This window comes from Rossellomorea sp. ABR4_004, assembly GCF_056159585.1.
The window spans coordinates 1985081-2005003 of sequence record NZ_JBSWVM010000001.1 but is presented as its reverse complement, the minus strand read 5'-3'; the positions used below and the strand labels follow the sequence as shown (position 1 = coordinate 2005003).

Here is a 19923-nt window from a genome sequence, read left to right as displayed (position 1 = left end):
GATATGGAGTATTTATTAACCATTGATATAGGCGGCACCTATATAAAGCTTGCGCTGATTTCTATTACAGGTCAGCTGGTTGAGAAAGAAGAAGTATCAACCCCTCAATCAATAGAAAAATTTAGTGATGTGATCGATCAGTATTATAAGCGTATGAAGAGGAATTATTCTTTGATTGGCATAAGCATTAGCAGCCCGGGAAGTGTGACGGACACTGGACATGTCTTAGGATACAGTGCTGTGCCATTTATACATGAGCATAATGTCAAACAGTTGCTCAGTAAGAGATATGGTTTGCCGGTTTCCATGGAGAATGACGCCAATTGTGCGGCCCTTTCAGAGCTTTGGAAAGGGGCGGCAAGAGAATGTGAAACGTTCGCCTGTATCGTATGTGGTACGGGAATAGGTGGGGCTCTTATCATGAACAAGAAACTCTTCAAGGGAGCCAATCTTCATGGAGGCGAATTTGGATACTCGATTTTAGCAAGTGACATTCATGAAAATGTTTATGAGACATGGAGTGAGCTGGGTTCGTCCGCTGCCATTTCAAGAAGACTGAAGCATCAAGCCCCTTATGACGATGGATGGACAGGGCCGCTGGTATTTGAACAAGCCGGGAAGAACCATGAAGGAGCTCAGAAATCATTAGATTCCTTTTTTTATACTCTGGCGATCGGAATCTTCAACATCCAGTACATAGTGGATCCCGAGAAGATTTTGGTAGGGGGAGGCATCACCAGACAGCCTGATTTTTTAGAGGAGCTGGAATCCAGAATGGACAAGATATTGGATGCAAAGCCTATTGCTAAAGTACGGCCATCCATCTCGTTGTGTCACTATCTGGATGAAGCTCAATTAGTGGGGGCTGCTTATGTGTGGTTGGAAGAATACAGAAAGGATGATCTTCGTGTTTAGTCGACTGGGTGATTTGTTTACAGATGCGAGCCTATGGATTTGGAAGACGATTCAACTCAATCTTTCTTGGTTCTTACACATTGTAATGGGTGGTGTTGTATTGGGAATCTTCCCCGCAACCGTTTCTTTATTTGCCATTACGAGAAAGTGGTTACAAGGTGGCCGGGATGAACCTTTCTTCAGGGAATACCATCACTATTACAAAAAGAATTTTTGGAAGGTTAACAGTCTGGGCTGGATCTATTCAAGTGTTGGTCTATTCTTATGGATCGATCTTTATCTTGTGACCCAACTAAAGGGTATCATTGCTTTATTCAGCACGGTGCTCATTTTATTCATACTAATCCTGTATGTATTTTCATTTCTATATTTATTCCCCTATTACGTACATTTTGATCAGTCGTTTAAGCATTACCTGTACCAGCCGTTTATTATGACGATCATCAGCTTTAAACAGAATCTTATCCTCTCCATCGGTTTAACGATGGTAGGTTACCTGATCTATCAAGTGCCTGGGCTAATTCCCTTTGCCCTGGGTGTCATGCCAGCTTATTGGGTGATGAAAGTATCGATGAATCGCTATAAACAATTGCAAGTCGAAATGATTGGAGGAAAGTCATGATGGAAAACAAAACCGCTCATATTATTTCTCATTCCCATTGGGATCGGGAATGGTACATGTCACTTGAAGAACACCGTTATTACTTAGTCAAGCTATTTGATGATCTATTAGAGCAATTGGCACAAGATCCGGGTTTCCACAGTTTTCACCTGGATGGACAAACGATTATGGTTGATGACTACCTGCAAGTCCGTCCTGATAAAGGAGAAGAAGTGAAACGATATATTCGTGAAGGACGTTTGATCATTGGTCCGTGGTATATCTTACAGGATGCATTTCTTACAAGTTCTGAAGCGAATGTAAGGAATTTGCTTTACGGGATGAAAGATACGAAGAAACTTGGGCAAGAAGGTACGCTGGGGTATTTTCCTGATACGTTCGGCATTTACGGACAGGCACCACAATTATTACAACAAGCCCATATAGATGTTGCAGCCTTCGGAAGAGGGGTGACACCGACAGGGTTTAATAATCAGGTACATCATGGTGATGAGTTCTCTTCGCCTTATTCAGAAATGAAGTGGGAGGCTCCTGACGGCTCGAATGTATTAGGGATCTTATTTGCCAATTGGTATTCCAATGGAAATGAAATTCCAGCCGGTAAAGCGGAGGCTGAAGCCTTTTGGGAAAAGAAACTTGCAGATGCTGAGAAGTTTGCTTCAACTTCCCAATTACTATTTATGAATGGTTGTGACCATCAACCTTTGCAAAGGGATATTGTGAAAGCCATTGGGACGGCCAATGAGCTCATTCCGAACGTCACATTCAAGCACTCGAGTTTCAAGGAATATATAGATGAGGTGAAAAAAGAACTGCCGGATGAGCTTCAAACCATTCGTGGAGAACTCAGGAACCAAAAAACCGATGGATGGTCGACCCTTGTGAACACGGCTTCTGCGAGAATCTATTTAAAGCAGGCGAACGACCGCTGTCAGACTCTGTTGGAGAGAGTATTCGAGCCAATGGGTCTCCTGGTAGAAGACAAAAAACTTCACCGTGATTTTGGGGAGTTTTATTGGAAGATGCTGATGGAGAATCATCCTCATGACAGTATTTGTGGATGCAGTGTAGATGGCGTCCATCGGGAAATGGAGACCCGTTTCGAGAAGGTTGAGAAGGGGGCTATGAGATATGTTACGGAGCAAGCGCGCGAAATTGCATCCGGTATCTCCACGACACATCATAATCCCGACGCGATTCCGCTTATCCTGTTTTTCACGGATGGAAAGCCTTCTACACGGGTCATTCGGGAAAAAGTGATGGTTCAGAAAATCTATTTCGATGAATTGGATTTTCGTCAGATTCCGAACAAGTTAGAAAGCATTCCACTCCCTTCGTTTGTCATTGAGAGAGGGGATGGTTCAATGATCCCTGTTCATGTGAAAGAAAAGGGCATTTCATTCGGTTACGATCTCCCGGGAGATGGATTCAGAAAACCTTATTATGCGAAGGAAATAGACATAACATTTGCAATAGAATCCCCTATTCATATTGGTTATGAAACGTGTTATTTGGTACCTGGAGAAGATACGCCTCCTGAGGAGAACCTTATGTGGCACCAATCAGAACAAAAGCTTGAAAATGAGCATATCTGCGTAACCGTTCATGAGAACGTCACCTATTCACTCTTAGACAAACAAACGGGCTTCCATTATGAAAACCTTGGTATGTATGAGGACGTGGGGGATATCGGAAACGAGTATATGTTCAAAGCAAGCAGTGATGGTATCGCCTTCACGACAAAACAGCAAACCTCTACCGTGAACCTTGTAGAAAATAGCCCGTATCGTGCATCCATTGAGATTGAGTCCAGGATTTCTGTCCCGAAGCAAGCCGATGAACAATTAGACATTGAGCGGAGAGACCTGGTCTGGCACCCTGATCGTCAAGCGGGACGGCATGAGGAAGAAGTGTTGCTGACCTTTAAAACCCTGCTCATCCTCGAAAAGGGTTCTAAAGGGCTGAAGGTCGAAGTGACAATAGACAATCAAGCAAAAGACCATCGCTTGCGTGCGTTGTTTCCTGTTGGAAAAGGGAATCAGTATCACTTTGCCGATAGTGTGTTTGAAGTGGTAAAGCGTCCAAATCAACCGGAAAGCCAGTGGATCAATCCGACGTTTGATCACCATATGCAAAGGTTTGTCAGCTTGAATGACCATGAGAAGGGACTGACGATTGCTGGGAAGGGTCTTCATGAATATGAAATCGTCGACGGAAAATCCATTGCGGTCACATTGCTCCGATCCGTTGGGGAGCTCGGGGATTGGGGGGTGTTTGAAACACCGGAAGCTCAGTGCCTTGGCCTACATAAAGCAGAATTTATGGTGATCCCCCATCGTGGAAATGTCATAGAGTCACGTGCTTTCAATGAAGCGTATCACTATCCGTTGACTCCGACTGTTGTTCAAGTAGAACAAGGAGAAGGAAGAAATGAAAAGACTAGCAATCTATTTAAATGGTCGGGTGTTGCTTTAGTCTTGACTGCGTGCAAGCCGGCGGAGGAAGGAATGGGAATCATCGTAAGATGGTTTAACCCGACGGATGAACCCCAGGAACTGAGTGTAGAGGGAGATGAAGTCTATCTTTCTACGATTCTAGAAGAAAAGAAAGAATGTCTAGGACACGGAAACGTGGAGAGGACCATCCGCCCTAAAGAAATTATCACTGTTTTAATTCAAATTGACGAGGAGTGATTGACCATGAGTGAAAAAGTAGTACCAGCGTCTTTTCAAACGATTATGAATAAAGTGAAGTCGGCCTATAGCCATGATCCGGAAGTCTATGAGTTATTCGAAAATTGCTTCTTGAATACGTACCAAACAACATTGAAAAAGGATGAGGATGGAACCTTTGTGATAACGGGTGACATCCCAGCCATGTGGCTCCGGGATTCATCGGCCCAGGTACGCCCCTATTTGGTTCTTGCGAAAGAAGATGCGGAGATTGCCGCTATGCTGAAAGGGGTCATCGAACGCCAATGGAAGTACATTCTTCTAGACCCTTATGCGAATGCCTTCAATCAAACGGCTGACAATCAAGGGCATCAGGTTGACCGTACGGAGATGACCCCTTGGATCTGGGAGCGTAAATACGAAGTGGACTCCCTGTGCTATCCGATTCAATTGACGTACCTTTATTGGAAGGCGACAGGTGATGGGAGCGTATTGAATGACCGACTAAGAGAAGTGCTGACGGTCATCCATGATGTATGGAAAGTGGAGCAGGATCACGAGGAGGAATCTCCGTATCTCTTTGAACGGGAGAACTGCCGCGTATCGGATACTCTTCTGAGGGAGGGGAAAGGTGGATATTCCGTGAAGACAGGTATGACTTGGTCGGGATTCCGTCCTAGTGATGATGCTTGCTTGTATGGTTATCTAGTGCCTGCCAATATGTTCGCTGTTGTGGTACTGGGGTATGCGAAGGAAATGCTGGAGGAAATGAAGGAGGACAAGCTCGCCGGTCAAATGGAGCAGCTTTCTGTTGAAATCAAGAAGGGTATCGAGACTTTCGCTAAAGTGAACCATCCGGTCTTCGGGGAAATCTATGCTTACGAAACCGATGGGGACGGACAGTACAATCTGATGGATGACGCCAACGTACCAAGCCTTTTGGCCATCCCGTACCTAGGATATACAGATCCTTATGATGAAACGTATGTAAATACCCGGAAGTTCATTCTAAGCCGACACAACCCTTACTTCTATGAAGGGAAAAAGGCGGAAGGAATCGGAAGCCCCCACACACCTGATCATTATATCTGGCATATCAGCCTGGCCATTCAGGGAATGACGGCGACTTCTAAAGAGGAAAAAGGAAGGATCCTCGAGATGTTCAAGAATACTCACGCATCTACCCTTTACATGCACGAAGGATTCGATGCCGATTGTCCGGAAGAGTTCACTCGCTCTTGGTTTGCGTGGGCCAATTCCATGTTTAGTGAATTCATTCTAAGTGAAGTCGGAATCTTCGTACCGGAAAGTCCATTTGGGCTTCTGAATCAATAAAATATTTTTGAATGGAGGCTCCATATGTTTTATCCTATCCAAAAGCTAGAAAACCGAGTGAACGAGTTGGATCGCCTGCGTTACCGGGATATAAGGGGCATTGACTCTTTCAAACTTCATGAGCCCCAAAAAGGGAAAGAGAACATTTTCCCTGAAGGATATTCAGATCAAAAGATGAACGTAAACGATACCTGGTCAGGAAGGGACAAATATCTTTGGTTGAATACGATTCTTTCTATCCCGGAAGAATGGGAAGGGAAGAAGCCTGTTCTCTACCTCGATCTCGGAAGGACAGGAGGGGGGAACAACTCAGGATTCGAGTCCCTCCTCTATGTGAATGAAAAGCCGTTCCAAGGGGTCGATTCCAATCATAAAGAAGTTATCCTGCCTTCAGAGGACTCCCTTGATATTTCCATTCAGCTTTGGTCCGGCCTAGAGGGGGGCGGTCAGCCTGCTAACCAGTATTACCGGTTAAAGGAAGCCTGGTGGGGATACTTGGATGAGAAGGTGGATGACCTGTATTTCAAATCCAAAGCGATACTGGATTCTATTAAACAACAAGATGAGCACGACCCTAATCGTTCCATCGTTTTGGCCATCCTCAACCGGGCATTCCATGAGATCGACTGGTCGGAAAGTGGAAGCGAGTCCATTTATCATAGCCTTTATGCTGCCCGTTCTGTTCTATTACATGAAATGAAGAACCTTCCTAAGTATTCGGATGTAACCATACATGCCACCGGTCATTCCCATATCGATCTTGCCTGGCTGTGGCGTACAAAACATACGAAGGAAAAGGCAAGGAGAACGTTCTACACAGTCCTTCGATTGATGGAACTTTACCCTGACTACACTTTCCTGCAAAGCCAGCCTCAACTTTACGAATGGGTGAAGGAGGAAGATCCGGAATTGTTCGCAGCGATCAAAGCGAAGGTTGCGGATGGTCAGTGGGAAGTGGAGGGCTCCATGTGGGTGGAAGCCGACTGTAATATTCCATCCGGAGAATCCTTCGTACGTCAGCTTCTATACGGTAAAAGGTTTTTTGAGAAAGAGTTCAATAAGAAGACCCGGACCTTATGGCTTCCTGATGTATTCGGCTACAGTTGGTCCCTCCCGCAAATATTAAGGAAATCTGGCATTGATACATTCATGACGACGAAGATCAGTTGGAATCAATACAACCGGATGCCCCATGATACGTTCCAGTGGAGAGGAATTGACGGTTCCGAAATCCTGACCCATTTCATTACGACGCCTGAACCGGGAAGACCTGCCGACTCATGGTTCTATACGTATAACGGGCTGATCACGGCTGAAACCGTTAAAGGCATTTGGGAAAAGTACCGTGATAAAGACCTGAATAAAGAACTGCTTCTAGCATATGGATACGGAGACGGAGGCGGCGGTGTCAATCGTGAAATGATCGAAATGAAGCGCCATCTCGACACCGTTCCAAGCATGCCGTCCGTTAAGTCCGTCAATGCCCGGAACTATTTCGAGAAGCTTCATGATACAGTTGGGAAATCCGATCAGTACACCCATACGTGGGACGGGGAATTATATTTGGAATATCACAGAGGTACCTACACAAGCCATGCGAAGATGAAAGAGATGAATCGGAAACTTGAATACGGGTACCGTGAAGCGGAACTCCTCTCTTCCTGGAACGGTGCTGTGAATGGATGGGATCACTATCCCCAGGAGCTCCTTGAAAAGGGGTGGAAGATGATCCTACTAAACCAATTCCACGACATTATCCCGGGTTCTTCAATTACGGAAGTATACGAAGATGCACACCAAGATTATGAAAAAGCGTCTGGAATCAAGGAAACAATTATAACCTCTCAAGAGAATCATATCTTCGATGGGGATAAACATTGGTCATTTCTACATCCCCATCAATATACATCATCGGTCCTGGTCACCGTGCCTGAATCCAATGGTGTTTATGAGCTGGATGGAGTAGAGGTCGATGCCCAGACTCTGTCTAATGGTGATACCCTCGTCCTGATACCTGAAACGAAACCGTTCTCCTATCACACGATCAGTGTGGCAGAGAAGGGGGAGAAGGAAAAAAGGATGTTGAGTAACATTGACTTGAATGAAAGAAGATGGGAAACACCGTTTTATCGCATCCGATGGAATACAGATGGTCACATCACAAGTCTCTTCGATAAAGAAGAGGGACGGGAGATGATTCAGGCGGGAGCAACAGGCAATGTGCTGAAGCTCTACGAAGACAAGCCACTCGCCCACGATGCCTGGGACATTGACCTTTATTATGTGGAGAAATCGACTCCTATTGATTTACTCGAGGAGTGTACTATACTTGAAAATGGACCATTAAAAACAACCGTAGCATTTACATGGAAAACTCCTAAAATGGAAATTTTCCAGAGAATGCACTGTTATTCTCATACAAAACGCATCGACTTCGAGACGGATATCAATTGGACGGCCAGACAGCAGCTTCTCAAAGTGGAGTTTCCAGTTAGCATCCGATCCACCGAAGCCATTTACGATATCCAGTTCGGAAACGTCAAACGCCCAACCCACTGGAACACTTCTTGGGATATGGCGAGATTCGAGTCGGTGGGTCATAAATGGGCGGCACTCACCGAACCTTATTATGGGATCAGTTTAATGAACGATAGTAAGTATGGCTACTCGATTAAAGATAATGTCCTGGGCCTTTCTTTACTAAAAGGCCCCGTATATCCAGATCCCAAGGCTGATATAGGGCATCATCATTTCACCTATTCACTGTATCCTTTCGCTGGGCAAACGTCCAAGCATGAGATAGAACGGGAAGCCACTTACCTGAACACACCTCTTCGGATCGTCCGGGGAGAAGCCCGAACCGGGTTCCAGGAACCCCTACTGTCTATTTCCGGGCATGGCGTCATCATCGACACGGTGAAAAAGGCGGAAGACCGTGAATCCTTGATTGTCCGTCTTCATGAAATGGAAGGTGCACGCTCATCCGTCACCATCACCAGCTCATTGCCGTTAGGTGCATGGAGGGAAATCAATCTTATGGAAGATGAAAGCATCACGGATTTCAATGATATCCCATTATGTTTGACATTCAATCCTTATGAAATCAAGACGATTGAAATCGTTATAAAGGGGCAGAACTCTGAGCGCCCCTATTGGACTGAACCGGGGTTATGAGCAGATCTTTCTGCCTGACAGGCTTGCCTCCAAAAAGGAGTTCACCATTTTGATAGAATCGCAGGTGAAGTACAGGGAACAGGTGCGTCCAGGCTTCTGTTCCCCCTTTTACCTTACGTTAGGGGATTCATAAATGAAAGCGTTCCTATTTTTCAAACGAATCAGCAAGAGAATGTTTTATAGGGTGTTTTTAACTTATTCCCTCATTATTTTCCTTACCATGTCCACCTTGTTTGTCTTTCTATCAGAATATTATTCTGACTTTATCGTTCAACGTGAAATTGATAGACAAGAAGCGGTGATCGATGAGATCAAATCTGAAATACATGCTAAGCATCAATTCGTTAGTCAAGGTATTCGTCAGCTTTACCAGGAAGAGCGGTTAATTGAAGATTTGGCTTTTGCTTTACAGCATGACTACCAAGAATATATTGGGTATCGTTTAGATAAATTCTCGAGCAGTGATTCCTTTGTTCCTTATAATTTTGATATTTATGTAAAGAACTATTTCTCCAGAGATTCAGAGTCCATCGCATTGCGTGTTCGAAATGAAAATTTAGGAACAGAGTATATGTATTTGTTCGATCATGGTAGGTGGAATCAACATAATCAATCTAAAGAAGACAGTAGCTTTATGTTAGAAAACCAACCCCTTCCAAAGGATAAGTATGACGTGCCAAAGGATATGTATGTCGTGGAAGAACAAATAAACGATCCCGTTTCTATGGATCGATTGGGAAAAGTCATGGTCTATTTCAGTTATGAAAATTTAGATCGATTATTATCATTGAAAGATACCCCTTCTAAGGGCATCTTTCTTATCACAGATATGAACAAACGACTCTATTATTCTAATGGGAATGCTCCTGAACGACTTCTTAGGGACTTATCTTATAGTGCTGTTCAAAAGAAAGTGAATTTGGATGAGCGCTATTATATTCAATCCTCCATCGAGCCCACAAGTCAGCTTATGGTCACTGCCGTAATTTCAGAGAAGGAAATGGCTCAGCTCCTTACGTATAAATTAACGATTTTTTCTATTATTGTATTGTTGACGGTTTTGTCTATTGCCCTTCCTTACATCGCATTACGAGGATACTCTAAACGGGTGGATGAGATTCTTAATAAGATGAGGGAAGTACAAGAAGGAAACTTATCGGCACGTATTATAACAGCCAATGTAGATGATGATCTTACAGATATATCCCATACTATTAATGAAACATTGGATGATTTAAATGATTACATAGATAGAGTCTACCTATCCAGGCTGAAACAAAGAGAAGCTGAATTGGCGAATCTTCAAGCACAGATTAATCCTCATTTCTTATACAACACACTGGAAGCCATACGAATGAAATCATTAGCCGAGGGTGGACGGACATCTGCCAAAATGATTGTCCAATTAGCTCAGTTATTTCGATATTCCTTGAAAACAGAAGACTTGGTTACGGTTGAGAACGAAATCAACCATGCACAACAATATATTGAATTATTTAAAATCCGATTTCAAAATCAGTTAATCGACAACTTTAATGTAGAAGAAAAAATCAGGGACTACTATACGCCTTCATTTATATTGCAGCCCTTGATTGAAAACTTCTTATTGCATGGCTTCAGGAGAGATAGCGAAACTAACCAATTAACGGTCACCATTTATGAGGAGAACGATATCCTTATCATAGAGATTGAAGACAATGGAATGGGCATTGAACATAAAAAGTTGGAAGATATCAAATCAAGATTGAAACAGGAAGAAGGAACTTCCGATTCAATCGGACTGGGAAATGTTAACAGGCGTATTCAATTAAAGTATGGTCCCGATTATGGTGTGGAGATAAGAAGTGTACCCAATGTCAAAACTTCCGTCACGGTTAAATTACCGCTAATAAGTGAGGTGTAGAAAGTGATTAGAGTCATGCTGGTTGATGATGAACCACTTATTCTAGAAGGATTGAAGTATATACTCGATTGGGAAGACATCGGATTTACCATTGTGGCTACAGCGAAGAATGGAATGGAAGCATTAGAACTGTCCAGGGAAATTGAGTTTGATGTATTAATCACTGATATTAAAATGCCCGAACTAACCGGCCTGGAGTTGATAGAGAGGTTAAGTAAGGAAAAAGAGTCGATCAAGTCCATTATTCTTTCAGGTTTTCAAGAATTCGACTTGGTGAAAAAAGGTCTGAAGCTTGGTATTGAAAATTATCTATTAAAGCCCATTAATGACGATGAGCTCTTATCTACCATCCTTCATTTGAAAGAGAAAATAGATCGTATATCACTAGAAGAAGAGTCTATCCTTATTCTCCGCGATCATTCCATTTGGAGATGGCTGATGAGGAAAATGACGGAGAATGAGTTTAAAGAAAGGATCTCGTTGTACCCCGGGGTCAATATTCAAACACCTCTTCGTCTAGGTTTGTTAAAAACAGAATTGGAAGATGCGATACACCTGCAGAATACGATCGAGGAAGAAACGAGTACATTGGCGATCACTACACCTTCAGGGGACGTTCTTCTCATTTGGGCTGAGGAGTCTTTTGAAGAAGAGAAAGCGGTGGTCTCCTCGATAGTGGAGCATGTATGTAACGGGAGAGAACACGTTGTTGTCTTGAGTAGAAGAGTAGATCGAATCGATGATGCCCAGAAAGTGTACCGGGAGTTAGAAATGGCGTGTGAATTGAAGATGCTGCTGCCGGATCAAGATCATCGTATAGCAGAGGAAATGCATTTGAAATCACCATCGGATAAGCAGACCATTAACTACCTGAAACCAGATATTCTGGAGCACTTAGCTAATCAGGAATATGATGCTGTACGGGAATATTTAAGTGGGGTCTTTACTCAGCTTGAGAAGGATAGAGACGTATTCGTGATAAAAAGCATCATGCTGGAATACTTCTTTCAGATGAAAAACAAGTTTCTGATTTCCTTGGAGTATACCCAATATGTTCAATTAATCCATCAAATCCTGTACCTGCATGGTAAGGAAGACGCCCTTTCCATCATGGATCAATGCATAAGGTACATAGAACATGATGAAAGTGGAGAAGAGGGGAAGAGTCCAATTATTCAAACGGTTCTTACCTATATCCATCAGAACTACTCAGAAGACATGTCCTTGAAAACACTCGGCCATCGTTTTCACATCAATCCCATCTATTTAGGACAATTATTTCAAAAGGAAGTCAAAGACTCTTTCACCAAATACCTTAACCACCTTAGAATTGACCGGGCTAAGAAACTCTTAATGAATTCACATGAGAAAGCGGGACATATCGGCAAAAAAGTAGGGTATACGGATGCTACTTATTTCTATAAGCAGTTTAAAAAATACGAACATGCAACCCCTTCCGAGTGGAGAAAACAACACTCACAAGCATGAAAAAAGTCTCTTTGATTAAGAGGCTTTTTTTGATAGTTTCCTGAAAATAATGGTAATTTCAATGATTGTATTTATTTTGACCAGTAAATCTAAGATATCTCAACTATTTATCATGTAAGGGTTTTCATATAATTGAATTATAGAGATCAGAAGGGAGGAGAAGCATGAGCAGAGTCAATCGATTTGTTAAAAATGTGTACGATAACCGAATATGGCTGTTAATGATTTTACCAGGGTTTATATGGCTCATCGTCATGAAATATATTCCCATGTTTGGGCAGATCATTGCATTTAAGAACTTTCGGTTTCATCCTGATGGCTTTTTTGCCAGCGTATTTCACAGTGAATGGGTGGGATTTGAAAATTTCAAGTTCTTGTTCAGTACAAATGATGCATTTGTCATAACGAGAAATACCCTACTCTATAACATCCTATTTATCATAGTCGGATTGATATTATCCGTAGCCGTAGCCATTATTTTAAGTGAAATAACGAAGCAGAAATTAGCCAAAATCTATCAGACTGGAATGTTGTTTCCTCATTTCTTATCGTGGGTGGTAGTCAGTTACTTTGTATTCGCCTTTCTTAGTGTAGACAAGGGATTATTTAATAGTGTGCTGGGCTTCTTTAATATAGAGCCCGTTTCTTGGTATAACGAACCGCAATATTGGCCTTATTTCATCACAGTAATTAGCCAGTGGAAAGGTGTAGGATTTAGCAGTATTGTGTATCTTGCTGCCATTGTCGGTATTGATAGGACGCATTATGAAGCGGCGATGATTGATGGAGCAAATAAGTGGCAGCAGATTCGTCACGTTACCATTCCTATGATCATGCCACTCATTGTGATATTAACGATACTGAATATTGGCAGCATCTTCAGCGCCGATTTCGGATTGTTCTATCAAATCCCTCGTGACTCGGGACCTCTTTACTCTGTAACGAATGTTATCGATACATATGTTTACCGGGGATTGATGACAATGGGGGATATAGGAATGAGTACAGCGGCTGGTTTATACCAAGCGACCGTTGGGTTTATATTAATTCTAATAACTAACTATATTGTGAGAAAGATTGATGAAGATAATGCCTTGTTCTAAGAAAATACCTTAGAGAGAAAGGAGAGTACTAGATGGAGACATCTACTAATGTCACGACGAGTTACCAGAAGGAAGCGGATAAGAAACAAACGAAGAAAAAAACGTATAACCCTTATGGATTTTCAGGAAAGACGAGCATCTTTATGCATCTATTGCTTGGTACCTTCGCCTTTCTATGTATCTTTCCATTTTTATATGTGATCATCATTTCGCTTAGTAATGAACAATCATTAGCGGAAAATGGTTATCAGCTTATTCCGGAACAGTGGAGTTTTGAAGCATATAAGTATTTATGGGAAATGAAAGCACAGGTCGTGAGAGCATATGGTGTAACCATTTTGGTTACAGTATTAGGTACTTTCATCAGCGTGACGGTTATTGCATTGTACGCCTATGCTATATCGAGAAAACAGTTTATATTCAGAAAGCAATTCACCTTTATCGCTTTTTTCACGATGCTATTTAGCGGAGGAATGGTTCCATTCTACATCGTGATGACACAATTTCTGGACTTGAAGAATTCGATGTGGGCCCTAATTCTTCCAATGGCTGTTAATGCTTTCTATATCATTATTATGAGAACGTTTTTCCTTAGATCCGTACCTGAAGCAATCCTTGAATCCGCCCGCATCGACGGAGCAGGAGAGTGGAGGATATTTCTAACCATTGTTCTGCCGTTATCGGTTCCGGGTATAGCAACCATTGCACTATTCAATACCCTTGCCTATTGGAACGATTGGTTTAACGCTCTCCTCTTCATTGACGATCCGAACTTGATACCATTGCAATCGCTATTAATGCGAATTGAGAACAATATGGATTTTATAAAACAGAATGCCATGCTATCAAACCAAAATAGTTCCATCTTAGAATCGATTCCACAAGATTCAGCCAGAATGGCGATGGTGGTTATTGCTACTCTTCCGATTGCTTTATCGTATCCTTTCTTTCAAAAGTACTTTATTAAAGGCTTGACTATTGGAGGAGTAAAGGATTGATCGTATTCATTGAAGGAGCGAATTCCTTTTTTGATAGAACCAAATCAATTAAACGAACTGAGGGATGGAAATGAAAAAAGTAGGGGTACTTTCACTTGTATTGGTGATGCTTATGGGGATACTGGCAGCATGTAGCGGGAAAAGTTCAAGCGGGGAAACATCAGGTGACTCCACGGAGGATCATGTTACACTGACCTGGTATTTAATCGGAACTCCTCAAAAAGATGTTGACGATGTCATGAAAGAGGTTAACAAGTACACGAAGGAAAAGATCAACACGTCTATCGACCTTAAACTCCTTGATTGGGGAGAGTATAATGATCGGATGCAGGTTATTACAACTTCTGGAGAAGAGTATGATATTGCCTTCACAAGCTCCTGGGCCAACAATTACGCATTAAATGCAAGAAGGGGAGCATTTGTTGGATTGAATGAATTAATGGATGAATACGGGAAAGACATGAAGAAGCTAATTGATCCGGCATTCCTTGAGGGTGCTAAGATTGATGGAGAACTTTATGCAGTACCAACGAATAAAGAAGTAGGTCAGCAAGCCGTACTTTCCTTTAATAATGAACTGGTAAAAAAACATGGACTAGATATTTCAAAAGTGAACTCAATTGAAGACCTGGAGCCGCTGCTTGCTGTTATTAAAGAAAAAGAAAAGAATGTAACACCCATTGCAACATTTGATGCATATCTTCCTTTCGACTCCATCCTTCAAGAGGAGTTACCATTTGCATTCCGTTTAGATGGAAACACTGATGAGGTTGTGAACAAATACGAAGAAGATATTACGATGGAAACGTTAAAAACGATGCATGAATACTATAAAAAAGGCTATATCCAAAAAGATGCAGCAACAAGCACAGACTCATGGCCACTGGAAACGGCTAACTGGTTCGTACGTAAAGAGATTTATCAACCATACGCAGAAGACATCTGGTCCAGATCAGCAGGATATGAAATCGTGACTAGAGAACTTCATGAACCGTATATCTTTAATAACTCAGTTACGGGCTCCATGCAAGCCATTTCAGCTACTTCTAAACATCCTGAAAGAGCCATGATGTTCCTGAATCTATTAAACTCCGACGAATATTTAAGAAATTTGCTTGATAAAGGAATCGAAGGGGTTCACTATGAAGAGAACGAAGATGGAACAATTAAAGACTTGCCTGCTCGTGTTGAAAACTATAACATGCCGAGCTTTGCTATCGGGAATCAGCTGATCCTTAAACTTTACGAAGATGACCCGGCAGACAAATGGGAGGCATTTGAAAAATTCAATGAAAGCGCAAAATCGTCTCCGGCACTTGGTTTCTATTTTGACTCTAATCCAGTTAGAACAGAAATTGCAGCAATCTCAAATGTCACTAGTGAATTCTCTCCTGCATTGTTAAAAGGTGCTGTAGATCCTGAAGAATATTTACCTGCTTTCAATAAAAAGCTAGACGAAGCCGGAATGCAAAAAGTATTGGATGAAATTCAAAAGCAATATGATGAGTGGAAGAAGGAACAATAGGAGCGCGAGAGGACAGCTCTCCTTTGTATCATTACAGGATTAGCTACCAAGGGAAATAATTTGAAGAAGGGTTCAGACAAGTGTGAACCCTTCTTTCAATTGGAGGGAGATACATGTTATATGGTGCAATAGAAGCCGGTGGAACCAAATTTGTTTGTGCCGTCGGAAATGAGAAGGGAGAAATCATAAGCAAGAAGGTCTTTCCTACTCAAGATCCTGAGACTACATTAGGTAACGTCTACTCTTATTTTTCTAATTACACTTTAACGTCGATTGGAGTAGGCTGTTTTGGACCAATAGAATTAAATAAGAACAAGGACAGTTACGGGGAAATTTTAAATACTCCAAAACATCTGTGGAAGAATTTCAATATCCATCAAGCCCTCTCACGTCACTTTTCTGTTCCTGTTTTTGTTGATACAGATGTGAATGCAGCTGCATTGGGGGAATTTCATTCAGGAGCTGCTCAAGAGTCTGACAGTTGTTTATATATAACCGTGGGTACGGGTATTGGGGCTGGATTTGTACAAAATGGTAAAGTGTCAAAGGGACTTTTCAATACCGAAATGGGCCACATTTATGTACCAAGGCACTCACAAGATTCCTTTGATGGCAGCTGTCACTATCACGGAGATTGTTTAGAAGGCCTGGCTTCTGGTACGGCTATACATACCCGATACGGAAAGAAAGGGGACGAGCTGGAAGAGATGCAAGCAGTTTGGGAACTTGAGGCATATTATCTTGCCCAAGCCATCGTAAACTACATCTTGATCCTCGCCCCAGAAAAAATCATTTTGGGTGGCGGAGTCATGAAGCAAACCATTTTATACCCACTCATTCGAGGGGAAGTAGCAAAACTTCTTAATCAATATGTCAATATTGACGACTTTGAACAGTATATTGTGCCTCCTGAATTGAATGACAATCAGGGAGTGATGGGATCGCTGTTTTTAGCCAGGGAAGGTGTACTAAAAACATGTAAATAAATATGGGAAAGTTGCTGAAAAGACCTTAACGAATGATCGATGTTGTTGAGGTCTTTTACATTTTATATGTTTCTCCACGACAATATGAATAATTGAGGTTATTGAGATTGCATTTTTATTATTTAGTCGAGTGTTATTTTTAAATACGCAACCTTCCTTTGTTTGGATTTAAACAAACGTTTGATTAATAATTGGAAACCCTTAGACCAAAGGAAGAATCCAACTAAACAATTGTTTAATGATCACTTCATCACTTTCTTCAAATAAAACTCAAAAATCAAATCAATCAAGATCACCATCGTAGACCGTGGCGTCAAATCATACCCGGCAAACTGTACTTTTTGTACATCGGCGCTAATGGCGTTCCTGGTGAGTTTGGCCAGTGTGCTGTCTGCTGAATTGGTGATTGCCAGGGAGTCGGCATTCTTATAACGGATCTTCTCGGCTGCCCCGACAATGGTTTTCGTCTCTCCACTGGATGAGATGAAGACGATGAGATCGTCTTGCTGAACCATATTGGGGAGCAGGTCGATGATATGTGATTCATATACGTAAGACGTTGGCTTGTTAACCTGCATAAACAGCTTGCTAAAGTATTCCCCTGCCATCTTCGTTAACCCCACAGCTACAATCATCACTCGATTCGATTGTAAAAGCTGTTGGCTGATTTTTTCTAACTCTTCCACTCGTAAAGACTCCAGTGTTCGATTCGTATCCTGGCGATAACGATCGAGCATGTTTTCAGCCGGCCCCACGTTTTCATCGATGCTCTTTAGGTTAAACTTGAATTCAGAGAAGCCCCCAAGCCCAAGCTTATGACACATACGAATGATGGTAGTGGTGCTGACGCTATTGCTTTCGGCCATGGCGGTCAGAGATTGATTCTTTGCTGTCTCCAAATTCTCCTCCACATAATAAAGAACATGTTTTTCCGCGTATGTAAGCTCCCCGATATGGGAAGAAAATCGATCCAATACTTTCCCCATAGAATACTCCTTTGTAAACCGTTTCATTGTTTATCATTCATTATATCACTGATTGCTATACTCTTTTACCTGCCCCACTCATGATAAGGCTTTCATTCTGTACAATTGTACGCTGGATGTACAAAAGACCTTATGGTTTCTGTGTTATAACTACATTGTAAGGGATTTCACAGAAAATGATATTTACTAATAGAGAGGTGAACCTCATGGAATTAAGAAAAATGACAGATGAACAGTTGGTCATATTTGATATTGAATCAAACTCAAAACGAGAGATTCTTGAGACGCTTGTAGATGCGTTATATAAACAGGATGTTTTAACGTCTAAAGAAGATTTTTTACAAGCTGTACTGGAGAGGGAGAAGATCTCTCCAACAGGGTTAGAAGCGGGGCTTGCGATCCCCCACGGGAAAAGCTCAGCTGTAAAGAAAGCGAAATTTGCCGTCGCCAGACTTCGAAACGGCATCGATACATGGGAAAGCATTGATCCGACGAACAAAGTCAAGCTTGTATTCCTGCTTGCCATACCGGATGCGGAAGCCGGATCCACCCATTTAAGTGTCCTTTCTGAACTGAGTACACGACTGATGGACAAGGGCTATATCGATAACTTGATGAACGCTTCTTCACCTTCAGAGTTTCTATCATTATTAGATCAGAAGGAAGAGGTAGTCGAGGCTCCTCAAGAATATACCAAAACGGTACTGGCCATCACTGCCTGTGCAGCGGGTATCGCCCACACGTATATGTCTGCAGAGGCATTGGAGAAAGCAGGACGTGAGATGGGTGTCCGTGTTCTTACAGAGAAACAGGGTGCGAACGGGATTGAAGATGAGCACCGGGGGGCGATTTTGAAAGAAGCGGATGCCGTTGTTTTTGCTACCGATATTGCTCCTAAGAATAAGGAACGTTTCGCTGGGAAGCCATACGTTCAAACACGTGTAGCAGAACCGTTGAAGCATGCCAAGGAGATCATTAACCGGGCGTTGACGAACCCGGATGGAACCGTTTCAGGGGACAGTGGTGAAGAAGAGGTTTCTACTGGAGGTAATAAGCAGGGACTTCTGTCTGAGATCACTCAGGCGGTCATGACCGGGATTTCTTATATGATTCCTGTCCTTGTCGCAGCCGGTCTGATGATGGGGATTGCGAAGCTCTCTGCCATGCCGATGGGTCTCGTAGATCAAATTCATGATATTAAGTATGCGACTCACTCAAATGAACTATTGGTGATCCTTCATCACCTTGATAAATTCGGCGGCATGATCTTTAAGTTCATGTATCCAATCTTCGGGGCTTTCGTGGCTTATTCAATTGCCGACAGAGTTGGACTCGTTTCCGGATTTATTGGAGGGGTATTTGCAGCAGGACTTCACTATACGTTCTGGGGAATCGAAGGTGGAATTCCATCAGGTTTCCTAGGGGCACTGATCCTTGGATTAACGGCTGGATATGTCTCTAAATTCTTAAATGAAAGAATTAAACTAAATAAAAATTTAATCGCAATGAAACCGATGTTAATCATTCCTGCGATTTCTGTATTAACGATTTTCTTCCTAAATTTCTACATTGTTGATCCCGTTTTCGGCGGACTTAATGCACTTCTAAGTGAGTGGATCACAGCGGCTCAAGGGGCAGGGAATGTAGTGCTCGCAAGTATCATCGCTGCTGCCACTGCCTTTGACTTAGGTGGACCGATCAACAAAGCAGCCGGAGCTATTGCCATCGGACTTGCAGCTGATCAGATCTATCCGTTGACAGCACGTGTATTGGCGATCGTTATCCCGCCGATCGGTTTGGGACTTGCGACGGTTATCGATAAATATGTAGTAGGTCGCCGTGTGTTCGATGCGAACCTGCGAGTGGCAGGGAATACGTCTTTATTACTTGGATTTATCGCCATCAGTGAGGGAGCGATTCCATTCATGCTCCGTAACCCGCTGATCACGATACCGATCAATATCATCGGGGCTATTTTAGGATCCGTAACGGCAGTCGTACTTGGGGCCGTTCAGTGGTATCCACTTCCGGCTGTCTGGGGATGGCCACTCGTTGAAAATATTTGGGCTTACCTCATTGGACTTCTGGTAGGGGTATTGTTCATCGCTTTCGCAAACATTTTCATCCGCTTTGCAATCTTGAAAAAGAACGAAAAATAATCACAAAAAGGGGGCTGGGTCTTTATGGACCCGGAACCCTTTACCTATTATTTGGAG

Annotated in this window: 13 protein-coding genes; 12 read left to right on the top strand and 1 reads right to left on the bottom strand. The window is 42.5% G+C overall.

Annotation, left to right across the window (positions count from 1 at the left end):
- Nucleotides 1-3: 3 nt before the first annotated feature.
- From ACXAF2_RS10195 to ACXAF2_RS10145, 11 genes are all read left to right on the top strand, one after another.
- Nucleotides 4-915: an ROK family protein gene (locus ACXAF2_RS10195; RefSeq protein WP_475138462.1), complete on the top strand. Its 912-nt coding sequence runs from the start codon at nucleotides 4-6 to the stop codon at nucleotides 913-915.
- Nucleotides 908-1537, top strand: a complete 630-nt coding sequence (locus ACXAF2_RS10190) for a YesL family protein (RefSeq protein WP_475138460.1) — start codon at nucleotides 908-910, stop codon at nucleotides 1535-1537. Before ACXAF2_RS10195 ends, ACXAF2_RS10190 begins: the two co-directional genes overlap by 8 nt.
- The gene (locus ACXAF2_RS10185) at nucleotides 1534-4230 is read left to right on the top strand and encodes an alpha-mannosidase (protein WP_475138458.1); all 2697 of its coding nucleotides are present in this window, start codon (nucleotides 1534-1536) and stop codon (nucleotides 4228-4230) included. The genes ACXAF2_RS10190 and ACXAF2_RS10185 overlap by 4 nt, the downstream gene beginning before the upstream one ends.
- Before the next feature lie 6 nt (nucleotides 4231-4236).
- Nucleotides 4237-5544, top strand: a complete 1308-nt coding sequence (locus tag ACXAF2_RS10180) for a glycoside hydrolase family 125 protein (RefSeq protein WP_475138456.1) — start codon at nucleotides 4237-4239, stop codon at nucleotides 5542-5544.
- A 24-nt stretch (nucleotides 5545-5568) separates the two neighbouring features.
- Nucleotides 5569-8718, top strand: coding sequence for an alpha-mannosidase (locus ACXAF2_RS10175; protein WP_475138455.1), 3150 nt, complete (start codon nucleotides 5569-5571; stop codon nucleotides 8716-8718).
- Nucleotides 8719-8851: 133 nt separating this feature from the next.
- Nucleotides 8852-10621 carry a sensor histidine kinase gene (locus ACXAF2_RS10170; RefSeq protein WP_475138453.1) on the top strand — a complete coding sequence of 590 codons (1770 nt, stop codon included), beginning with the start codon at nucleotides 8852-8854 and terminating at the stop codon, nucleotides 10619-10621.
- Nucleotides 10622-10624: 3 nt separating this feature from the next.
- Entirely contained in the window at nucleotides 10625-12109 is a 1485-nt protein-coding gene (locus tag ACXAF2_RS10165; RefSeq protein WP_475138451.1) for a response regulator transcription factor, read from the top strand.
- A 164-nt stretch (nucleotides 12110-12273) separates the two neighbouring features.
- The gene (locus ACXAF2_RS10160) at nucleotides 12274-13212 is read left to right on the top strand and encodes an ABC transporter permease (protein ID WP_148970459.1); all 939 of its coding nucleotides are present in this window, start codon (nucleotides 12274-12276) and stop codon (nucleotides 13210-13212) included.
- A 32-nt stretch (nucleotides 13213-13244) separates the two neighbouring features.
- Nucleotides 13245-14210: a carbohydrate ABC transporter permease gene (locus tag ACXAF2_RS10155; protein WP_432653494.1), complete on the top strand. Its 966-nt coding sequence runs from the start codon at nucleotides 13245-13247 to the stop codon at nucleotides 14208-14210.
- Nucleotides 14211-14280: 70 nt separating this feature from the next.
- Nucleotides 14281-15735: an ABC transporter substrate-binding protein gene (locus tag ACXAF2_RS10150; protein WP_475138449.1), complete on the top strand. Its 1455-nt coding sequence runs from the start codon at nucleotides 14281-14283 to the stop codon at nucleotides 15733-15735.
- 113 nt (nucleotides 15736-15848) lie between these two features.
- Nucleotides 15849-16721, top strand: a complete 873-nt coding sequence (locus ACXAF2_RS10145; RefSeq protein WP_475138447.1) for an ROK family protein — start codon at nucleotides 15849-15851, stop codon at nucleotides 16719-16721.
- A 242-nt stretch (nucleotides 16722-16963) separates the two neighbouring features.
- Here the strand turns inward: ACXAF2_RS10145 and ACXAF2_RS10140 are convergent, their stop codons facing one another.
- On the bottom strand, nucleotides 16964-17707 hold the full coding sequence (locus ACXAF2_RS10140) for a MurR/RpiR family transcriptional regulator (RefSeq protein WP_475138446.1): 744 nt from the start codon (nucleotides 17705-17707) through the stop codon (nucleotides 16964-16966).
- A gap of 206 nt (nucleotides 17708-17913) precedes the next feature.
- On the opposite strand from ACXAF2_RS10140, the gene ACXAF2_RS10135 reads away from it, so the two are divergent.
- Nucleotides 17914-19866, top strand: coding sequence for a fructose-specific PTS transporter subunit EIIC (locus ACXAF2_RS10135; RefSeq protein ID WP_475138444.1), 1953 nt, complete (start codon nucleotides 17914-17916; stop codon nucleotides 19864-19866).
- The last annotated feature ends 57 nt before the right edge of the window (nucleotides 19867-19923 follow it).